This window comes from Bordetella hinzii LMG 13501 (assembly GCF_001548475.1).
GTDB lineage: Bacteria > Pseudomonadota > Gammaproteobacteria > Burkholderiales > Burkholderiaceae_B > Bordetella > Bordetella hinzii.
On the sequence record NZ_LRUJ01000006.1, the window covers coordinates 130,752 to 146,903 of the forward strand.

Genomic DNA, 16,152 nt, shown 5'->3' on the forward strand with positions numbered 1-16,152 from the left:
CCAGGGCCATGATTATTCTCGGTTTTGAAAGCTCTTGCGACGAAACGGGCGTGGCTGCCGTTTGTACGCAACGCGGCCTGCTGGCCCATGCGCTGCATTCGCAAATCGCGATGCACCAGGAATACGGCGGCGTGGTGCCCGAGCTGGCCTCGCGCGACCATATCCGCCGCATCGTGCCGCTGACGCGCGAAGTGCTGGCCAGCGCCGGCCTGCGGCGCGCCGATATCGGCGCGGTGGCCTATACGGCCGGCCCGGGGCTGGCCGGCGCCTTGCTGGTGGGCGCCAGCGTGGCCCAATCGCTGGCCTGGTCCCTGGGGTTGCCGGCCATCGCCATCCACCACCTCGAAGGGCATCTGCTCTCGCCGCTGCTGGCCGATCCCCGGCCGGACTTCCCTTTCGTGGCCTTGCTGGTGTCGGGCGGCCATACCCAGCTCATGCGGGTCGACGGCGTGGGCCGCTACACCCTGCTGGGCGAGACGCTGGACGACGCGGCGGGCGAGGCCTTCGACAAATCGGCCAAGCTGCTGGGCCTGGGCTATCCCGGCGGCCCGGCGCTGTCGCGCCTGGCCGAGCAGGGCGATGCCGGCCGTTTCGAGCTGCCGCGGCCGATGCTGCACAGCGGCGACCTGGATTTCAGTTTCAGTGGCCTGAAGACGGCGGTGCTCACCCGCGTCAAGGCCGCCGCCCAGCATGGCGAACTCGATGCGCGGACACGCGCTGACCTCGCCGCGGCGACGCAGGCGGCCATCATCGAGGTGCTGGCCGCCAAGTCCATCCGGGCGCTCAAAGACACCGGCTTGCGCCGGCTGGTGGTGGCCGGCGGCGTGGGCGCCAACCAGCTGCTGCGCCAGCGCCTGGGCGAGGTGCTGCCCCGCATGAAGGCCACCGCCTATTTTCCGCCGCTTGCGCTGTGCACCGACAACGGCGCCATGATCGCCTTCGCCGCGGCCGAACGTGTCAAGGCCGGCCTGGCCGACCTGGCCGAAGGCGACCACGCTTTCACCGTGCGCCCGCGCTGGGACCTGGACGAACTCAAGGCGGCCTGAACGCTAGGCCGGCTGCCGGTACAGCAGCGCCTGCAGATCCATGCCGCGCATCAGCCTGGCCGTGGCCTCGGCCAGGCGGGTGGCGGGCCGCTGGCGGGGCGTGGCCAGCACCAGCTGATTGCGGATCCGCGGCGCCTCGATGCGGCAGACCGCCAGCGCGCCGTCGTCCAGGGCGGCCGAGCGAGGCAGGAGCGCGCAGGCCTGGCCTTGGGAGGCCAGCTCCACGATGGTCTGCACGGCATCCACCTCGGTCACCACGTTCAGGCGCACGCCATGGCGCCGGCACACGCCTTCGACCAGGGTGCGGATGGCATTGGGCAGGCTGGGCAGGATGAGCGGGATGCCGGCCAGGTCGGCCAGGGCCAGCCGCTCGGGCAAGGCCGGCTGGCGCTGGCGCGCGGCCACCAGCACCAGCTCCTCGCGCAGCAGCAGTTCGGTCGCCAGCTGCGGGGTGGCCGGCGGGTCATAGAGCAGGGCGAGCTCCACGCGGCCCGACAGCAGCCATTCGCGCATCTGTGCCGACAGGCCCTCGGCCACCGTGATGGCGGCCTCCGGATAGGCCTGCCGGAAAGCCGCCACCAAGGGCGGGGTGAGCACGCGCGCGATACGCGGCGGCAGGCCCACGACCACTTTGCCGCTGGGCGTGGCGCGCAGGCCGCGCAAATCCTCGCGCGCCCGTTCGGCCAGGGCCAGCAGGCCGCGCGCATGCCCCAGAAAGCGCAAGCCGGCCTCGGTGGGTTCGGCGCCGCGCCCGTTGCGGTAGAGCAAATGCTGCTCCAGTTCGAGCTCCAGCAGGCGGACCTGGCGGCTGAGCGTGGGCTGGGCCACGTCCAGCGCTTCGGCCGCGCGCGAGAAACTGCGGCGTTCGGCCACGTTCACGAAGTATTCGATCTGTTTGAGGTCCATGCGCCTGGTGCTTCGCTGACGATATAGAACAAAAGCATAACTGAAATCATAGATATAGCATTGTTAGGTGGTGGCCGGGCGCGCAACATGGCGGTCTTTCTCTTCTTGGGTGCACGATGCCGGATTGCCTGCCTCCGCTAGACCATCCCAGCCCTCCCGGCCATGCCTTGCCGCCGGGCGCCTGGGACACGCATTGCCATGTGTTCGGGCCGCACGAGCGCTTTCCCTATGCCGACGGCCGCAGCTACACGCCGCCTGACGCGCCCTACGAGAAACTGGCCGCGCTGCATCGGCATCTCGGGGTGGCGCGCGCGGTGGTGGTGCAGGCCGCCTGCCATGGCTCGGACCACAGCGCCTTGCTGGACGCGCTGGCGCGCTCCGAGGGGCGCTACCGGGGCGTGGCGGTCGTGGCGCCCGATATCGCCGAGGCCGGCCTGCGGGCCCTGCACGCGGCCGGCGTGCGCGGCGCCCGTCTGAATTTCGTGCCGCATCTGGGCACGCCGCCCGACGCGGCCACGGTGCTCGCCCTGGCCGCGCGCATCGCGCCGCTGGGCTGGCATCTGTGCCTGCACGTCGACGGGGCCGGCCTGCCGGCTCTCCTGCCCCTGCTCAAGCGCCTGCCGCTGCCCTATGTGGTGGACCACATGGGCCGGGTGCAGGCCGCCCGCGGCCTGGACGATCCGGCTTTCCGGGGCTTGCTGGGGCTGGCCGGCGAACCCGGCGCCTGGGTCAAGATTTCCGGCATCGACCGCATCAGCCAGGGCAGGCGGCCTTTCCACGAGGGTCTGCCTTTCATGCGGGCCTTGGCCGAGGCCATGCCGGCGCGCGTGCTCTGGGGCAGCGACTGGCCGCACCCGAATGTGCGCGGCGATATGCCCGACGACGGCGAGCTGGCCGATGCCCTGTTCCTGGCCGTGCCCGATGCGGCGCTGCGCCAGGCCATCCTCGTCGACAACCCCGCCCGGCTGTACGCATCCGACTGACCCTAGCCCATCCCATAACAGGAGACAGACATGAAAAAATCCCTAATCGCCTGCGCGCTGGCCCTGTGCGCCCTGGCCGGCGGCGCGCCCGCCCGTGCCGAACAGCCGGTGCGCCTGATCGTGGCCTTCCCGCCGGGCGGCCCGGTCGACCTCGTGGGCCGCGTGCTGGCCGAGCGCCTGGGCAAAGCGCTGGGCCGCCAAGTCATCGTCGAGAACAAGGCCGGCGCCAACGGCAACATCGGCGCGGCCTTCGTCGCCAAGGCGCCGGCCGACGGCTCGGTGCTGTTCTTGACCAGCGTGGGGGCCGTGGCCATCAGCCCGGCGCTCTACAAAGACCTGCCGTACCGGCCCACGGAAGACTTCGCGCCGGTGTCCCTGGTGGTCAATAACGCGACCGTCTTCGTGGTGAATCCGGCCAATCCCGCCAAGGACGCGGCCGATTTCGTCCAGCGTTCCAAGGCAGGCTCGCAGCCCGTGGCGATCGGCTCGTCCGGCGTGGGCAGCATTCCGCACCTGACCCTGGAGATGTTCGCCGATGCCAGCCAGGCCAAGGTCATGCACGTGCCCTACAAGGGCGCCGCCCCGGTCATCAATGATGTGATGGGCAACCAGGTCGCGGGCTTTTTCGGCGACGTGCCCGGCCTGATCGGCCATATCCAGAGCGGCAAGCTCAAGGCCCTGGGGCTGGCCGCACCGGCCCGCCATCCCCTGCTGCCGCAGGTGCCTACCCTGGCCGAGCAGGGCATCGCCGGCGTGGAATCCAATAACTGGTACGGCTTGCTCGCGCCGGCCGCCACGCCGCCCGCGACGATCGCTACACTGAACCAGGCCGTGCGCGCCACGCTGGAGGACGCCGGCACGCGCCAGCGCCTGCAGGCCTTCGGCGCCGAGCCGGCGCCGTCCACGCCCGAGGCGTTCGCGGCCCTTATCCAGCAGGACCGCCAGAAATGGTCCTCGCTGATCGAGCGCAAACAGATCAAACCGGAGTAAGCGCATGACCGAAGCATCCCGCCTGGCGCCCGTGGCGCCGGGCTCCCGCCCCGAATTGGCGCCGTTGGAGGCCCGCATCCAGGCCGCGCGCGGCCGCATCTCCCCGCTTTACCAGGTGCTGCTCAACAGTCCCCCGGTCTGCGAAGGGTGGGAAGCCATGCTGAGCGCGGTGCGCAACCGCAATTCGCTGCCGGCGCGCCTGCGCGAGCTGGTTATCCTGCGGGTGGCCATCCTCAACCGCGCGCCCTATGAGTTCGAAGCCCATGTGCCGCATGCCCTGGCTGCCGGCGTGGCGCCCGGGACGTTGCAGGCGCTGCGCGCCCATCCGGCGCCGGCCGAGATCCCTGGCCTGGCGCCCGGCGAGGCCGAAGCCCTGGCCTATACGGACGCCATGACGCGCGACATCGACGTACCTGACGCGGTCTTCGATCCCCTGCGCGCGCATTTCACCGAGCAGGGGCTGCTGGACCTGACCGCCACGGCGGCCGCCTATAACATGGTCTCCCGCTTGCTCGTCGCCTTGCGGGTGGGCCATTGACCCGGATGACGACCATGCCGATGCAAACCCTTTTGCTGCGCATCATGGGCCAGGCCCTCGATGAGGCCGACGCCCGCGATCTGCGCGGCCATATGCTGGCGGCCTGCCCGCAGGCGCGCGTGGAGATCTGCGTTGCCGTCGATGCCGGCAGCGACTTCAGTTATGTCTATTGCAGTTCCGCCTCGGTCCAGGGCCTGGCGGCCATGCGGGCCCTGGTCGATGAGCGCTACCCCGGGGCGCAGACCCGCGTGCTGGACCTGTTGACCGACCTGCCGGGCCGCTCCGACGGGCAGGCTGCCGCCTGGCACTATGTGGTCGAGACCGATGTGCTGCCGGAGAGGGAGACGGATTTCAATGCCTGGTACGAAGACGAGCACCTGCCCGGCCTGGCCGGGGTGCCGGGCACGGTGCGCGCGCGACGCTGGCGCTGCCCCGACGGCAGCCCGCGCTATCACGCGGCCTATGACCTGGTGACCCGGGAGACCTTCGGCAGCGAGCCCTGGCTGGCGGTGCGCGCCAGCGATTGGAGTTCGCGCGTGCGCCCGGCCTTCTGCAACACGCGGCGCACGATGTTCCGCAAGCTGGCCGGCTAGGCCTTCTTGCTGCCGATGCGGCTTTCCTTGCCCTTGAGCAGCCGGTCGATATTGGCGCTGTGGCGGTAAAAGAGCAGGGCGCTGATGGCGACCAGGGCGGCGGCGGCCGGGGCGCTCATGTTCCAGGCCACGCCGCCGCCGAAGAAGTAGTACACCGGGGCGAAAAAGGCCGCCACCAGGGCGGCCAGCGACGAGTAGCGCGAGAACACCGCCACGATGAGCCAGGTCGCCACGGTGGCCAGCGCCAGCCAGGGGCTGAGGGCGAACAGGACGCCCAGCGCCGTGGCCACGCCCTTGCCGCCCTTGAAACCCAGGAAGACCGGGTAGAGGTGGCCCAGGAAGACGGCCAGCATCACCAGCGCATAGGTCAGGGCCGACAGGCCCGGCGCCAGCTGGACCGCCAGCCAGACGGCGAACCAGCCCTTGGCCGCGTCGCCCAGCAGGGTCAGGGCGGCGGCCGCCTTGTTGCCGGTGCGCAGCACATTGGTGGCGCCGGGGTTGCCGGACCCGTAGCTGCGCGGGTCCTGCAGGCCCATGAGCTTGCTGACGACCACCGCGAAGGGAATGGAGCCGACCAGGTAGGCCAGCACGATGAGAAGCACGGCGAACAGCGGCGAGGGCTCGGTCAGAACCATGGCGTATCAGAATCCCTTTGGTGGGCGGCGCCGGGAGCGCCGCATGGTGTCGTGGCTGGCGATTCTACCCCGCCGACCGCCGCTGTCCACCCGTTCTTGCGCCGATTGTCATCGTGGTAACGGTACAATCGCAGCCTGTCGGCCGCTGGCCGCCTTGTGGAGATGTAATGCGGATTCTGGTTTCCAACGACGATGGCTATAACGCGCCCGGACTGGAAGCGCTGGTCGACGCGCTCTCGGGCCTGGGCGAGCTGACGGTGGTCGCGCCGGAAACCAATCACAGCGGCGCCTCCAACTCGCTCACCCTGAACCGGCCGCTGACCGTACGCACGGCATCCAATGGTTTCGTCTATGTCAACGGCACGCCCTCGGATTGCGTCCACGTCGCGCTGACCGGCCTGATGGACGCGCGGCCCGACCTGGTCGTCTCCGGCATCAACAACGGCGCCAACATGGGCGACGACACCCTGTATTCAGGCACGGTGGCCGCCGCCAGCGAGGGCTATCTGTTCGGCATCCCGTCGATCGCCTTCTCGCTGGTCGAAAAAGGGTGGGCCCACCTGGAGTCGGCCGCGCGCGCCGCGCGCCGCGTGGTCGAGCGCCAGATCGCCGAGCCCCTGGCCGCGCCCATCCTGCTCAACGTCAACATCCCCAACCGGCCCTACGAGGACATGCGCGGCCTGCGCGTGACCCGCCTGGGCAAGCGCCATCCTTCCGAGCCCGTGGTCCGGACCACCACGCCCTATGGCGATACGGTGTACTGGATCGGCCCGGTGGGCCTGGCCGCCGATGCCGCCCCGGGCACGGACTTCCACGCCATCACCGAAGGCGCGGTGTCGCTCACCCCCCTGCGGCTGGACCTGACACAACACGCCCAGCTCGATCTGGTCGGCCAATGGGCGAGCCCCCTATGCGCAAACGTATAGACCCCAAGGAAGGCGCGGGCGGCTATCCGCGCCAGGGCCTGGGGCCGGGCTACACGCCGGCCAACAGCAATACCCGCATTTCGGCCGCCACCCTGCAGCGTCCCGAGCCCCTGAAGCCGGCCGCGGGCCCGGCCAACCTGGGCTTGAACTCCGACCGCCTGCGCCAGGCCATGGTGCAGCGCCTGCGCCAGCAGGGCGCAACCGACGACCGCGTGCTCGACGCCATGGCCGCCGTGCCGCGCCACCTGTTCGTCGACGAGGCCCTGGCCAGCCGCGCCTACGAGGATGCCGCCTTGCCCATCGGGCACTCCCAAACCATTTCGCAGCCCTGGGCGGTGGCGCGCATGATCGCCGCCGTCTGCGAGGGCCGCACGCCCACGCGGGTGCTGGAGGTCGGCGCCGGCTGCGGCTATCAGGCCGCCGTGCTGGCCCAGTTCGTGAGGGAAGTGCACGCCATCGAGCGCATCCGCGGCCTCTATGAATTGGCGCGCACCAATCTGCGCGCCCTCAAGCTCACCACGCGCGTGCGGCTGATCTACGGCGATGGCACCCAGGGCGTTCCCGGTGTGGCGCCATTCGATGCTATTGTTGTGGCTGCCGCCGGCCTGGCCATTCCCCAGGCGCTCTTGAACCAATTGGCGCCGGGCGGCCGGCTGATCGCGCCCGAGGGCTCGACCAGCCAGCGGCTGGTACTAATAGAACGAACCGGCACCGCAAGCTGGAAGCGCACGGAGCTTGAGGCCGTGCGGTTCGTTCCTTTGAAGGCAGGAATACAATCTTGAGCAAACAGGAGATACGTATGCTCAACGGGCAGTTGCCACTGACCGGGACTTTTTTCATGAATACCAACCGGTCCGTGCGCTGGCTAGGCGTGCTGGGCCTGATCGCCCTGGCCGGCTGCGCCAGCAAGGGCCAGCGCGCGCCGGTGGTCGACCTGACCAACCCGCCGGCTTCCACCGCCTCGGCCACGCCGGGAAGCTATGTTGTCAAATCTGGCGACACCCTGTTCAAGATCGCGCGCGCCAACAACGTCGACGTCGACACGATCAAGCGTCTGAACAACCTGTCCGATCCCAACCAGATCCACGTGGGCCAGGTGCTCAAGCTGTCGGGCAGCGGCGGCGGCCAGCCGCAACCCATCACCGGCGGCAAGATCCCGGCCAAGCCGCTCGAGCCGGCCGAAGGCGGCGCCACGGGCGGCGAGCCCGCCCCGGCGCCGGCCACCCCGGCCACGCCGGCTCCCGCGCCGGCCGAAACCAAGCCCGTCACGCGAGCTGCCGATGCCGGCGTGATCAACTGGGGCTGGCCCTCCACCGGCCAGATCCTGCAGACTTTCAATGCCAACAGCAAGGGCATCGACATCGCCGGCAATCCGGGCGACCCGGTCGTGGCCGCCGCCGACGGCAAGGTCATGTACAGCGGCAACGGCGTGCGCGGCCTGGGCAACCTGATCATCATCAATCACCAGAACGGCTTCATCACGGCGTATGCCCATAACCGGGCCCTGCTCGTGAAGACCGGCCAGGACGTCAAGCGCGGCGCCAAGATCGCCGAGCTCGGGCAGTCCGACACCAACGCGCCCAAGCTGCATTTCGAGATCCGGCGCCAGGGCACGCCGGTCGATCCCATGCAATATCTGCCGGCGCGATGACACCCACCCTGGTTTTCGACCTCGAGACCCTGCCCGATGTGGCCGGCTTGCGCCGGCTGCACGGCTGGGGCCCGGACCTCAACGACACCGAAGTCGCCGAGCGCGCCTTCGCGGCGCGCCGCGAGGCGGTCGGCCACGATTTCCTGCCGCTGCACCTGCACCGCGTGGCGGTGGTGGGCTGTGTGTTCCGCGATGACCAGGGCTTTCGCGTCAAGACGCTGGGCCAGCCCGATGATCCCGAAGCCGCGCTGCTGGCCGGCTTTTTCAAGACCATCGAGCGCTACACGCCGCGGCTGGTGAGCTGGAATGGCTCCGGGTTCGACCTGCCCGTGTTGCACTACCGCAGTCTCATCCATGGCGTGCCCGCCCCGCGCTACTGGGATTGGGGCGACGAGGATCGCGATTTCAAGTACAACAACTACCTGAGCCGCTATCACACCCGCCATCTCGATCTCATGGATGTGCTGGCCAAGTACAACGGCCGCGCCAATGCGCCGCTGGACGAGCTGGCCAAGCTTTGCGGCTTTCCGGGCAAGCTGGGCATGGACGGCAGCAAGGTCTGGGAAGCCTGGAACCAAGGCCAGGCCGACGCCGTGCGGGCCTATTGCGAGACCGACGTCGTCAACACCTGGCTGGTCTATTGCCGCTTCCGCTTTTTGCGCGGCGAGCTGGATCACGCGGCCTATGACGCCGAGATCGCCCTGGTGCGCGACACGCTGGCCGCCAGCGATGCGCCGCACTGGAAAGAATACCTGGCGGCCTGGGACGCGAGCTGAGCCGCCGCCGGAGCCGGCAAGCAATCGACTGAAACATTGCCTGGCTTGACTGAAACCTGAATGAAATCCGCGGGCTCGCACAATGACCCTGCATTCTTTCAATTCAGGAGATCAACCATGTCCCGATCCGCTATTCGTTCCTCGCTCGCCGCCCTGGCCATGGCGATTGCCGCCGGCACGGCGGTCGCGCCCGCCATCGCCGCGCCCGGCACGGCGCCCGCGGCAGCCCATCATCGCGGTCCCATGATGGAACGTGACGGCCTGTGGGTGCCTGGCCTGGGGCCCCTGTCCAAGGCGCAGGTCGAGGCGCTCAAGCTCGACGCCAAGCAGCAGGCCCTGTTCGACCAGGCCCGCGATGCCTCCCGCCAGGCGATGCAGGCGCGCCGCGATGCCGGCCGCGGCCAGCATGAGCTGCTTGACGCCCAGCTCAAGGCGGGCAAGCTCGATCCGCGCGCCCTGGCCGCCGAAGGCGACAAGCGCCGCCAGCAGTTCGAAGGCCAGCAGACCCAGCTGCGCGATCGGTGGCTGGCCGTGTGGGATAGCCTGAACGACGGCCAACGCGCCCAGGTAACGCAGATCGTCAAAGAGCGCGTGGCCAAGATGCAGGAGCGCCACGCCAAGCGCGGCGAACACCGTCCGGGCCGCCCCGCCCAACCCGGCGCCGAAGCCCAACCGGCCGCCGCGGCCCAGTAAACCGTCCTCGGCGGATGACGAAAACCCGGCTTCGGCCGGGTTTTTCAATTTGCGCGCCATCCTGGGGCGTGGCGACGAGGGTTTCACCATTTCAAGGCTATCGGCCTGTCCCTGAATTGCAGCTGGCACCGCAATAGTGCAATGAAGAGGGGCGCAGATAGGGCAGGACGCTTTCAAAAACCTGGCACGGAAAATGCTTCTGATTGTGTGCGCCGGTCAGCCCACACGGTCGGCAGGACGGACGCCTGGCGTCTGCCCCACATCCAATCAATCAGGATCCAGGAATGATGAAGAAGACCTTGCTTTGCCTGCCTCTGGCGCTTGGCGCCGTCACGGTGTTCCCCGCGCATGCGGAACCCACTGACCTGGGCGCCGGCTTCTCCCTGAGCGGCAATGCCGCCATCGTCAGCGACTACCGCTTCCGTGGATACTCGCAGACCGATTTCCGCCCGGCCGTGCAGCTGGGCTTCGACCTGAACCACAGCTCGGGCTTCTACCTTGGCAACTGGAACTCCAACGTCTCCAGCTTCGTGTTCACCGACGGCAACCTGGAAATGGATTTCTACGGCGGCTGGAAGGGCGATGTGGGCGGCGGCCTGGGCCTCGATGTGGGCGTGCTGCACTATTACTACCCGGGCTCCAGCTCGCCCAAGGGCGGCAACTACAACAACACCGATCTCTATATCGGCGTGAGCTATGCCAATTACTCGCTGAAGTACTCGTATACCCCCAGCGATTTCTTCAGCGCGCCGGACACCAAGGGCACCTGGTACCTGGACGGCACGGCCAACTTCGACCTGGGCGACGGCTGGGGCCTGGTCGGGCACCTGGGCTATCAAAAGCTCAAGAACCAGGTCAATATGAACGGCGACGAGATCGGTCATTATGTGGACTACAAGCTGGGCATCACCAAGGACCTGAAGGGCTGGGTGCTGGGCCTGGCCGCCGTGGGTGCGAGCAAGGACAACTGGCTGCCTACCAAGTACGGCCATCCCTCGGGCCGCCTGGGCGCCGTCTTTTCGGTATCGCGCAGCTTCTGACCCCGGCGGCGCCGGGTGCCGGCCGGGCGGGGGCTCCGGCCACCCGGCGCCGCGGGCACGATTACAATGCTCGGCTGTCTAAGAATCTGGACGCTTGCAAGATGGCCGACGAAGTTCTGAATATCGAGTCCCTGGACCTGGAAGCCAGGGGTATTGCCCGCCGCGATGGCAAAGTGGTGTTCGTGGAAGGCGCCCTGCCGGGCGAGCGCGTGCTCGCCGCCACCGTGCGCAAAAAACCTTCCTATGAGATCGCCCGCGTCGAGACGGTGCTCAGGCCTTCGTCGCAACGGGTGGCGCCGCGCTGCCCGCATTTCGGGGTCTGTGGCGGCTGCGCCATGCAGCACTTGGAGCCGACCTCCCAGGTCGCCATCAAGCAGCGCGCGCTCGAGGACACTTTCTGGCACGTGGGCAAGATCCGGCCGCAGCGCGTGCTGCCGCCCCTGCACGGCCCGACCTGGGGCTATCGCTATCGCGCCCGTTTGTCGGTGCGCGTCGTGCCGAAGAAAGGTGGCGTGCTGGTCGGTTTCCATGAGCGCAAGAGCAGCTATGTGGCCGATATGCGCGAATGCCATGTGCTGCCGCCTCATGTGAGCGCGCTGCTGATGCCTTTGCGCGGCATGATCGCGGCCATGTCGCGCCCTGACCGCATGCCGCAGATCGAGGTCGCGCTGGGCGACGCCGTGACGGCCCTGGTCCTGCGCCATCTCGAGCCGCTCAGCGACCAGGATATCGCCATCCTGCGCGACTTTGCCGCCCAGCACGATGTGCAGTGGTGGCTGCAGCCCAAGGGCCCGGACACCGTGCATGCGCTGGATCCGGCCCACGCCGATGCCCTGGCCTACAGCATGCCCGAGTTCGGCCTGCGCATGCCATACCGGCCCACCGATTTCACGCAGGTCAACCATGCCATCAACCGGTCCATGGTGTCGCGCGCCCTGACCCTGCTGGATGTCCAGCCGACCGACCGCGTGGCGGACCTGTTCTGCGGCCTGGGCAATTTCACGCTGCCGCTGGCCACCCGCGGCCGCGAGGCGGTGGGCGTGGAGGGCAGCAAGGCCTTGACCGACCGGGCGCTCGAAGCCGCCGCGCGCCACGGCCTGGCCGCCCGCACCCGCTTCGCGACGCTCAATCTGTTCGAGGTGGATGTGTCCTGGCTGCGCGGCCTGGGCTACTTCGACCGCATGCTGATCGACCCGCCGCGCGAAGGCGCGCAAGCGGTGGCGCAGGCCCTGTCGCTGCTGACGCCGGCCGAGCGTCCGCGCCGCATCGTGTACGTGTCCTGTAACCCGGCCACGCTGGCGCGCGACGCGGCCATCATGGTCCATGAGGGCGGTTATGTGCTCAAGGCCGCCGGCGTGATCAATATGTTCCCGCACACCGGCCATGTCGAATCCATCGCCGTGTTCGAGTCGCTGCCCGAGGCGGACGTGCTGCGCGTGCAGGAACAGGCGCGCCTGAAGGCCGAACAGGCGCAGGCGGCGCAGGAGGCGGCCTAAGTCCGCGGCTGGCTCAGGTCGGCGATGATGGGGCAGTCCGGCCTGTCATCGCCGTGGCAATGATGGGCCAGGTGCTTGAGCGTATCGGCCATCTCGCGCAGCTCGGCGGCCTTGCGCTCCAGTTCGGCCACATGCTCCAGCGCGATGCGCTTGACGTCGGCGCTGGCGCGGCTGCGGTCGCGCCATAGGGCCAGCAGCTCCTGCATCTGCTCGACCGAAAACCCCAGATTGCGCGCGCGCCGGATAAAGCGCAGCGTGTGCAGGTCGTCCTCCCCGTAGCGCCGGTAGCCCGAATCGCTGCGCGCGGCGGGATGGATGAGGCCGATGCTCTCGTAATAGCGGATCATCTTGGCGGAAATGCCGCTGGCCTGCGCGGCCTGGCCGATATTCATGCGTGGTCTCCCAGGGGGCGCAACGCCTTGAGCCGCAGCGCGTTGCCCAACACGAAGACGCTGGACAGCGCCATGGCGCCGGCCGCGAAGATGGGCGAAAGCAGCAGGCCGAAGGCGGGGTAGAGAACGCCGGCGGCAACCGGGATCAGGGCGGCGTTATAGGCAAAGGCCCAGAACAGATTCTGGCGGATGTTGCGCATGGTGGCCTGGCTGAGCGCCAGCGCATTGGGCACGCCGCGCAGGTCCTCGGCCATCAGCACCACCGAGGCGGCCTCGATGGCCACATCGGTGCCGCTGCCGATGGCGATGCCCACGTCGGCGGCCGCCAGCGCAGGCGCGTCATTGATGCCGTCGCCCACGAAAGCGACCTTGCCGTAAGCGGCGCGCAGCGATTCCAGCGCTTCGACCTTGCCGTCGGGCAGGACTTCGGCGCGCACATCGTCGATGCCCAGCTCGCGGGCCACGGCCGCGGCCGTATGGGGGTTGTCGCCCGTGATCATGGCCGTGCGCACCCCCAGGCGGTGCAGCGCCTGCAGCGCGGCGCGCGCCGAAGGCTTGATGGGATCGGCGATGGCCATCATGGCCACGGCGCGGCCATCGGCGGCCACGTAGATGGGCGTCTTGCCCGCCTCGCCCCACTGGCGGGCCAGGTCGCCAAAGCTGGAGACATCCACGTGCTCGGCCTGCATCAGGCGGGCCGCGCCGGCGACGATGTTACGGCCCTGGACGCGGGCGCGCACCCCGGCGCCCGTGATGGCTTCGAACGCCTCTGCCGGCGCCAGCGCCAGCCCCTCTTGGCGGGCGGCGGTGACGATGGCGTGGGCGATGGGGTGTTCGGAGCGGGCCTGTACCGAGGCCAGCCAGCCCAGCACCGTGGCGCGCTCCATGCCCGGGGCCGCCGCGATATCGGTCAGCGTCGGTTTGCCCAGGGTCAGCGTGCCGGTCTTGTCAAAGGCCACACTGCGGACCTCGCGCAAGCCTTGCAGCGCATCGCCCTGGCGGAAGAGCACGCCCAGTTCGGCGGCGCGGCCGGTGCCCACCATGATGGAGGTCGGCGTGGCCAGGCCCATGGCGCAGGGGCAGGCGATGATGAGGACCGCCACGGCGGCCACCAAGGCATGGCTCAGCACCGGCGAGGGACCCCAGACCAGCCAGGCCAGGAAGGTGAGGGTGGCCGCGGCCATGACGGCCGGCACGAACCAGGCGGTGACCTGGTCGACCAGGGCCTGGATGGGCAGGCGCGCGCCCTGGGCGTTTTCCACCATGCGGATGATGCGCGCCAGCACGGTGTCCGAGCCGGTATGGGTCACGCGCAGGCTGAAGCTGCCCGAGGTGTTCAACGTGCCGCCGGTGGCCTGGTCGCCGGCCTGCTTTTCGACCGGCACAGGCTCGCCTGTCAGCATGGACTCGTCCACATAGGAATGGCCCTCGGTGATTTCGCCGTCCACGGGGACCTTCTCGCCCGGCCGCACCATCACGATGTCGCCCATGCGCACGCGGTCGATCGGGATATCCACCGCCTGGCCATCCCGCAGCACGCGCGCGGTGCGCGGCTGCAGGCCGATCAGGCGCTGGATGGCCGCGCCCGTCTTGCCCTTGGCGCGGGCCTCGAGCATGCGCCCAAGCAGGATGAGCGTCACGATGACGGCGGCCGCTTCGAAATAGACGTTGCGCGAGGCTTCGGGCAGCCACTGCGGCGCGAAGGTGGCCACGACCGAATACGCCCAGGCCGCCCCGGAGCCCAGGGCCACCAGGGAGTTCATTTCGGGGGCGCGGCGCGCCAGCGCCGCAAAGCCCTTGCTGAAGAACGCCCGGCCCGGGCCCACCAATACCAGCGTGGTCAGCACGAATTGCAGTAGCCAGCTGTTCTGCTGGCCCAGCGTATCCATCACCCAGTGGTGCATGGGGGGCAGCAGGTGCGAACCCATTTCCAGGATGAAGACGGGCAGGGTCAGCGCCAGCGACCAGCCGAAGGCCCGCTTGAGGCGATCGGCCTCGGCGGCGCGCTGGCCGGCGAGTGCTTCGGCATGGTGGTCATCGGCGGCCAGCGGCCGCGCCTCGTAGCCGACGCGGGCCACGGCGGCCACCAACGCCTGGGGATCGGCATCGCGCAGCTCCAGCTGGGCCGTCTCGGTGGCCAGATTGACATTGGCCTGGCTCACGCCGGGCACGGCGGCCAGCGCATTCTGGACCCGCTTGACGCAAGAGGCGCAGGTCATGCCTTCGATGGCGAGTTCGAGATGGCCGGAGGCAAGCGAGGAAGCGGTCATGATGGAAAATCCCATGAGTCTGCAATGCATGCAGTCTGATCCTTGCCATAATGGGAAGGTCAACCTTTATTTTATGCTTGACCTTCCCATTATGGGAATCTTTAAGCTGGGTCTTGCGGTGGCCTGTCGCCACCTTTTCCTGGAGTCCAACATGAGCGTTGTCTTTACCGTCGCCGATATGACCTGCGGCCATTGCGTCAAATCCATCACCCAGGCCGTGCAGCGCGCCGTGCCCGGCGCCGCGGTGGAGGTGGACCTGTCCGCCCACCGCGTCACGGTCAGTCCCGCCGAACAGGCGGCCGCCATCGAGGCCGCCATCCGCGAAGCGGGTTATGATCCCAAAAAACAATAATTGATTTCTCCTGGGTGATTGGGATTAACTATTGATCAATTAAAATAATTGAATTGGATAAATCAATAGTAAAAATTTAAAGTAGAGCCTTCGGTGGCCCCACCACCTTCCCAACACCTCAGGAGAGCTAGATGCTGCAAAACCACGAAGGCCAACGTGTTCCCAACGTGACGTTCCCCGTGCGCGAGAACAATACCTGGAAGAAGGTCACCACCGACGACCTGTTCAAGAACAAGACGGTGGTTGTGTTCTCCCTGCCCGGCGCGTTCACGCCCACTTGCTCTTCGACCCATTTGCCGCGCTACAACGAACTGGCCCAGACCTTCTTCGACAACGGCGTGGACGACATCATCTGCGTGTCCGTCAACGACACCTTCGTAATGAATGAATGGGCCAAGGACCAGGAGTCCGCCAACATCACGCTGCTGCCCGACGGCAATGGCGAGTTCACCGCCGGCATGGGCATGCTGGTCGACAAGAGCGACCTCGGTTTTGGCAAGCGCAGCTGGCGCTACTCCATGCTGGTCGAAGACGGCGTGGTCAAGAAGATGTTCATCGAGCCCGAGAAAGAAGGCGACCCCTTCGAGGTCTCGGATGCCGACACCATGCTGGCCTACCTCGCTCCGGCCGCCAAGAAGCCCGACCAAGTCGTGGTGTTCTCCAAGCCGGGTTGCCCCTTCTGCGTCGAGGCCAAGGCCCTGCTGGACGCCAAGGGCTATGACCCCATCGAGATTCCGCTGGAGCACAAGGTACGTGGCCGTGTGATCGGCGCGGTCTCGGGCCGCGGCACCGCTCCGCAGGTCTTCATCAACGGCAAGCTCATCGGCGGCCTCGATGACCTGAAGGCGCACTTCGCCTGATCGTG

Annotated in this window: 18 protein-coding genes; 14 read left to right on the forward strand and 4 right to left on the reverse strand. The window is 68.2% G+C overall.

Features of this window, described 5'->3' with window-relative positions; translation table 11 throughout:
* Positions 1–8: 8 nt before the first annotated feature.
* Positions 9–1,046 (forward strand): tRNA (adenosine(37)-N6)-threonylcarbamoyltransferase complex transferase subunit TsaD, encoded by a 1,038-nt coding sequence (gene tsaD / locus AXA74_RS06210; RefSeq protein WP_029580747.1) that lies wholly within the window; start codon positions 9–11, stop codon positions 1,044–1,046.
* A gap of 3 nt (positions 1,047–1,049) precedes the next feature.
* Here tsaD and AXA74_RS06215 read toward each other — a convergent pair whose 3' ends face one another.
* Positions 1,050–1,952 carry a LysR substrate-binding domain-containing protein gene (locus tag AXA74_RS06215; protein WP_029580748.1) on the reverse strand — a complete coding sequence of 301 codons (903 nt, stop codon included), beginning with the start codon at positions 1,950–1,952 and terminating at the stop codon, positions 1,050–1,052.
* A 116-nt stretch (positions 1,953–2,068) separates the two neighbouring features.
* Here AXA74_RS06215 and AXA74_RS06220 point away from each other — a divergent pair, with 116 nt between their 5' ends.
* From AXA74_RS06220 to AXA74_RS06235, 4 genes are read left to right on the forward strand one after another with little or no spacing between them, the layout of a single operon-like run.
* Positions 2,069–2,935: an amidohydrolase family protein gene (locus tag AXA74_RS06220; RefSeq protein ID WP_185843210.1), complete on the forward strand. Its 867-nt coding sequence runs from the start codon at positions 2,069–2,071 to the stop codon at positions 2,933–2,935.
* Positions 2,936–2,965: 30 nt separating this feature from the next.
* On the forward strand, positions 2,966–3,925 hold the full coding sequence (locus tag AXA74_RS06225; RefSeq protein ID WP_032955208.1) for a Bug family tripartite tricarboxylate transporter substrate binding protein: 960 nt from the start codon (positions 2,966–2,968) through the stop codon (positions 3,923–3,925).
* A gap of 4 nt (positions 3,926–3,929) precedes the next feature.
* Positions 3,930–4,463, forward strand: coding sequence for a carboxymuconolactone decarboxylase family protein (locus tag AXA74_RS06230; protein WP_029580751.1), 534 nt, complete (start codon positions 3,930–3,932; stop codon positions 4,461–4,463).
* Positions 4,464–4,477: 14 nt separating this feature from the next.
* Complete coding sequence (locus AXA74_RS06235; protein WP_029580752.1) at positions 4,478–5,056, forward strand: DUF4286 family protein; 579 nt, start codon at positions 4,478–4,480, stop codon at positions 5,054–5,056.
* On the opposite strand, the gene plsY is transcribed toward AXA74_RS06235, so the two are convergent.
* Complete coding sequence (plsY, locus tag AXA74_RS06240; protein WP_029580753.1) at positions 5,053–5,691, reverse strand: glycerol-3-phosphate 1-O-acyltransferase PlsY; 639 nt, start codon at positions 5,689–5,691, stop codon at positions 5,053–5,055. The genes AXA74_RS06235 and plsY overlap by 4 nt on opposite strands.
* Before the next feature lie 167 nt (positions 5,692–5,858).
* On the opposite strand from plsY, the gene surE reads away from it, so the two are divergent.
* From surE to rlmD, 7 genes are all read left to right on the forward strand, one after another.
* On the forward strand, positions 5,859–6,617 hold the full coding sequence (surE, locus tag AXA74_RS06245; protein WP_029580754.1) for a 5'/3'-nucleotidase SurE: 759 nt from the start codon (positions 5,859–5,861) through the stop codon (positions 6,615–6,617).
* Positions 6,602–7,399 (forward strand): protein-L-isoaspartate(D-aspartate) O-methyltransferase, encoded by a 798-nt coding sequence (locus tag AXA74_RS06250; protein WP_029580755.1) that lies wholly within the window; start codon positions 6,602–6,604, stop codon positions 7,397–7,399. Before surE ends, AXA74_RS06250 begins: the two co-directional genes overlap by 16 nt.
* A gap of 17 nt (positions 7,400–7,416) precedes the next feature.
* Entirely contained in the window at positions 7,417–8,268 is an 852-nt protein-coding gene (locus tag AXA74_RS06255) for a peptidoglycan DD-metalloendopeptidase family protein (protein WP_029580756.1), read from the forward strand.
* Entirely contained in the window at positions 8,265–9,044 is a 780-nt protein-coding gene (locus tag AXA74_RS06260) for a 3'-5' exonuclease (RefSeq protein WP_032979540.1), read from the forward strand. The genes AXA74_RS06255 and AXA74_RS06260 overlap by 4 nt, the downstream gene beginning before the upstream one ends.
* Positions 9,045–9,161: 117 nt before the next feature.
* Positions 9,162–9,737 (forward strand): periplasmic heavy metal sensor, encoded by a 576-nt coding sequence (locus AXA74_RS06265; protein ID WP_029580758.1) that lies wholly within the window; start codon positions 9,162–9,164, stop codon positions 9,735–9,737.
* A gap of 287 nt (positions 9,738–10,024) precedes the next feature.
* Positions 10,025–10,777, forward strand: coding sequence for a TorF family putative porin (locus tag AXA74_RS06270; RefSeq protein WP_032955234.1), 753 nt, complete (start codon positions 10,025–10,027; stop codon positions 10,775–10,777).
* Between the two features lie 101 nt (positions 10,778–10,878).
* Positions 10,879–12,273 carry a 23S rRNA (uracil(1939)-C(5))-methyltransferase RlmD gene (rlmD, locus tag AXA74_RS06275; protein WP_032979541.1) on the forward strand — a complete coding sequence of 465 codons (1,395 nt, stop codon included), beginning with the start codon at positions 10,879–10,881 and terminating at the stop codon, positions 12,271–12,273.
* Here rlmD and cueR read toward each other — a convergent pair.
* Positions 12,270–12,665: a Cu(I)-responsive transcriptional regulator gene (cueR, locus tag AXA74_RS06280; RefSeq protein WP_029580761.1), complete on the reverse strand. Its 396-nt coding sequence runs from the start codon at positions 12,663–12,665 to the stop codon at positions 12,270–12,272. The two genes, rlmD and cueR, sit on opposite strands and share 4 nt — an antisense overlap.
* Complete coding sequence (locus AXA74_RS06285) at positions 12,662–14,935, reverse strand: heavy metal translocating P-type ATPase (protein WP_029580762.1); 2,274 nt, start codon at positions 14,933–14,935, stop codon at positions 12,662–12,664. Before AXA74_RS06285 ends, cueR begins: the two co-directional genes overlap by 4 nt.
* 151 nt (positions 14,936–15,086) lie before the next feature.
* On the opposite strand from AXA74_RS06285, the gene AXA74_RS06290 reads away from it, so the two are divergent.
* Both AXA74_RS06290 and AXA74_RS06295 read left to right on the forward strand, forming a co-directional pair.
* Positions 15,087–15,287, forward strand: coding sequence for a heavy-metal-associated domain-containing protein (locus AXA74_RS06290; RefSeq protein WP_029580763.1), 201 nt, complete (start codon positions 15,087–15,089; stop codon positions 15,285–15,287).
* A 131-nt stretch (positions 15,288–15,418) separates the two neighbouring features.
* Positions 15,419–16,147: a glutathione peroxidase gene (locus tag AXA74_RS06295; protein ID WP_029580764.1), complete on the forward strand. Its 729-nt coding sequence runs from the start codon at positions 15,419–15,421 to the stop codon at positions 16,145–16,147.
* The last annotated feature ends 5 nt before the right edge of the window (positions 16,148–16,152 follow it).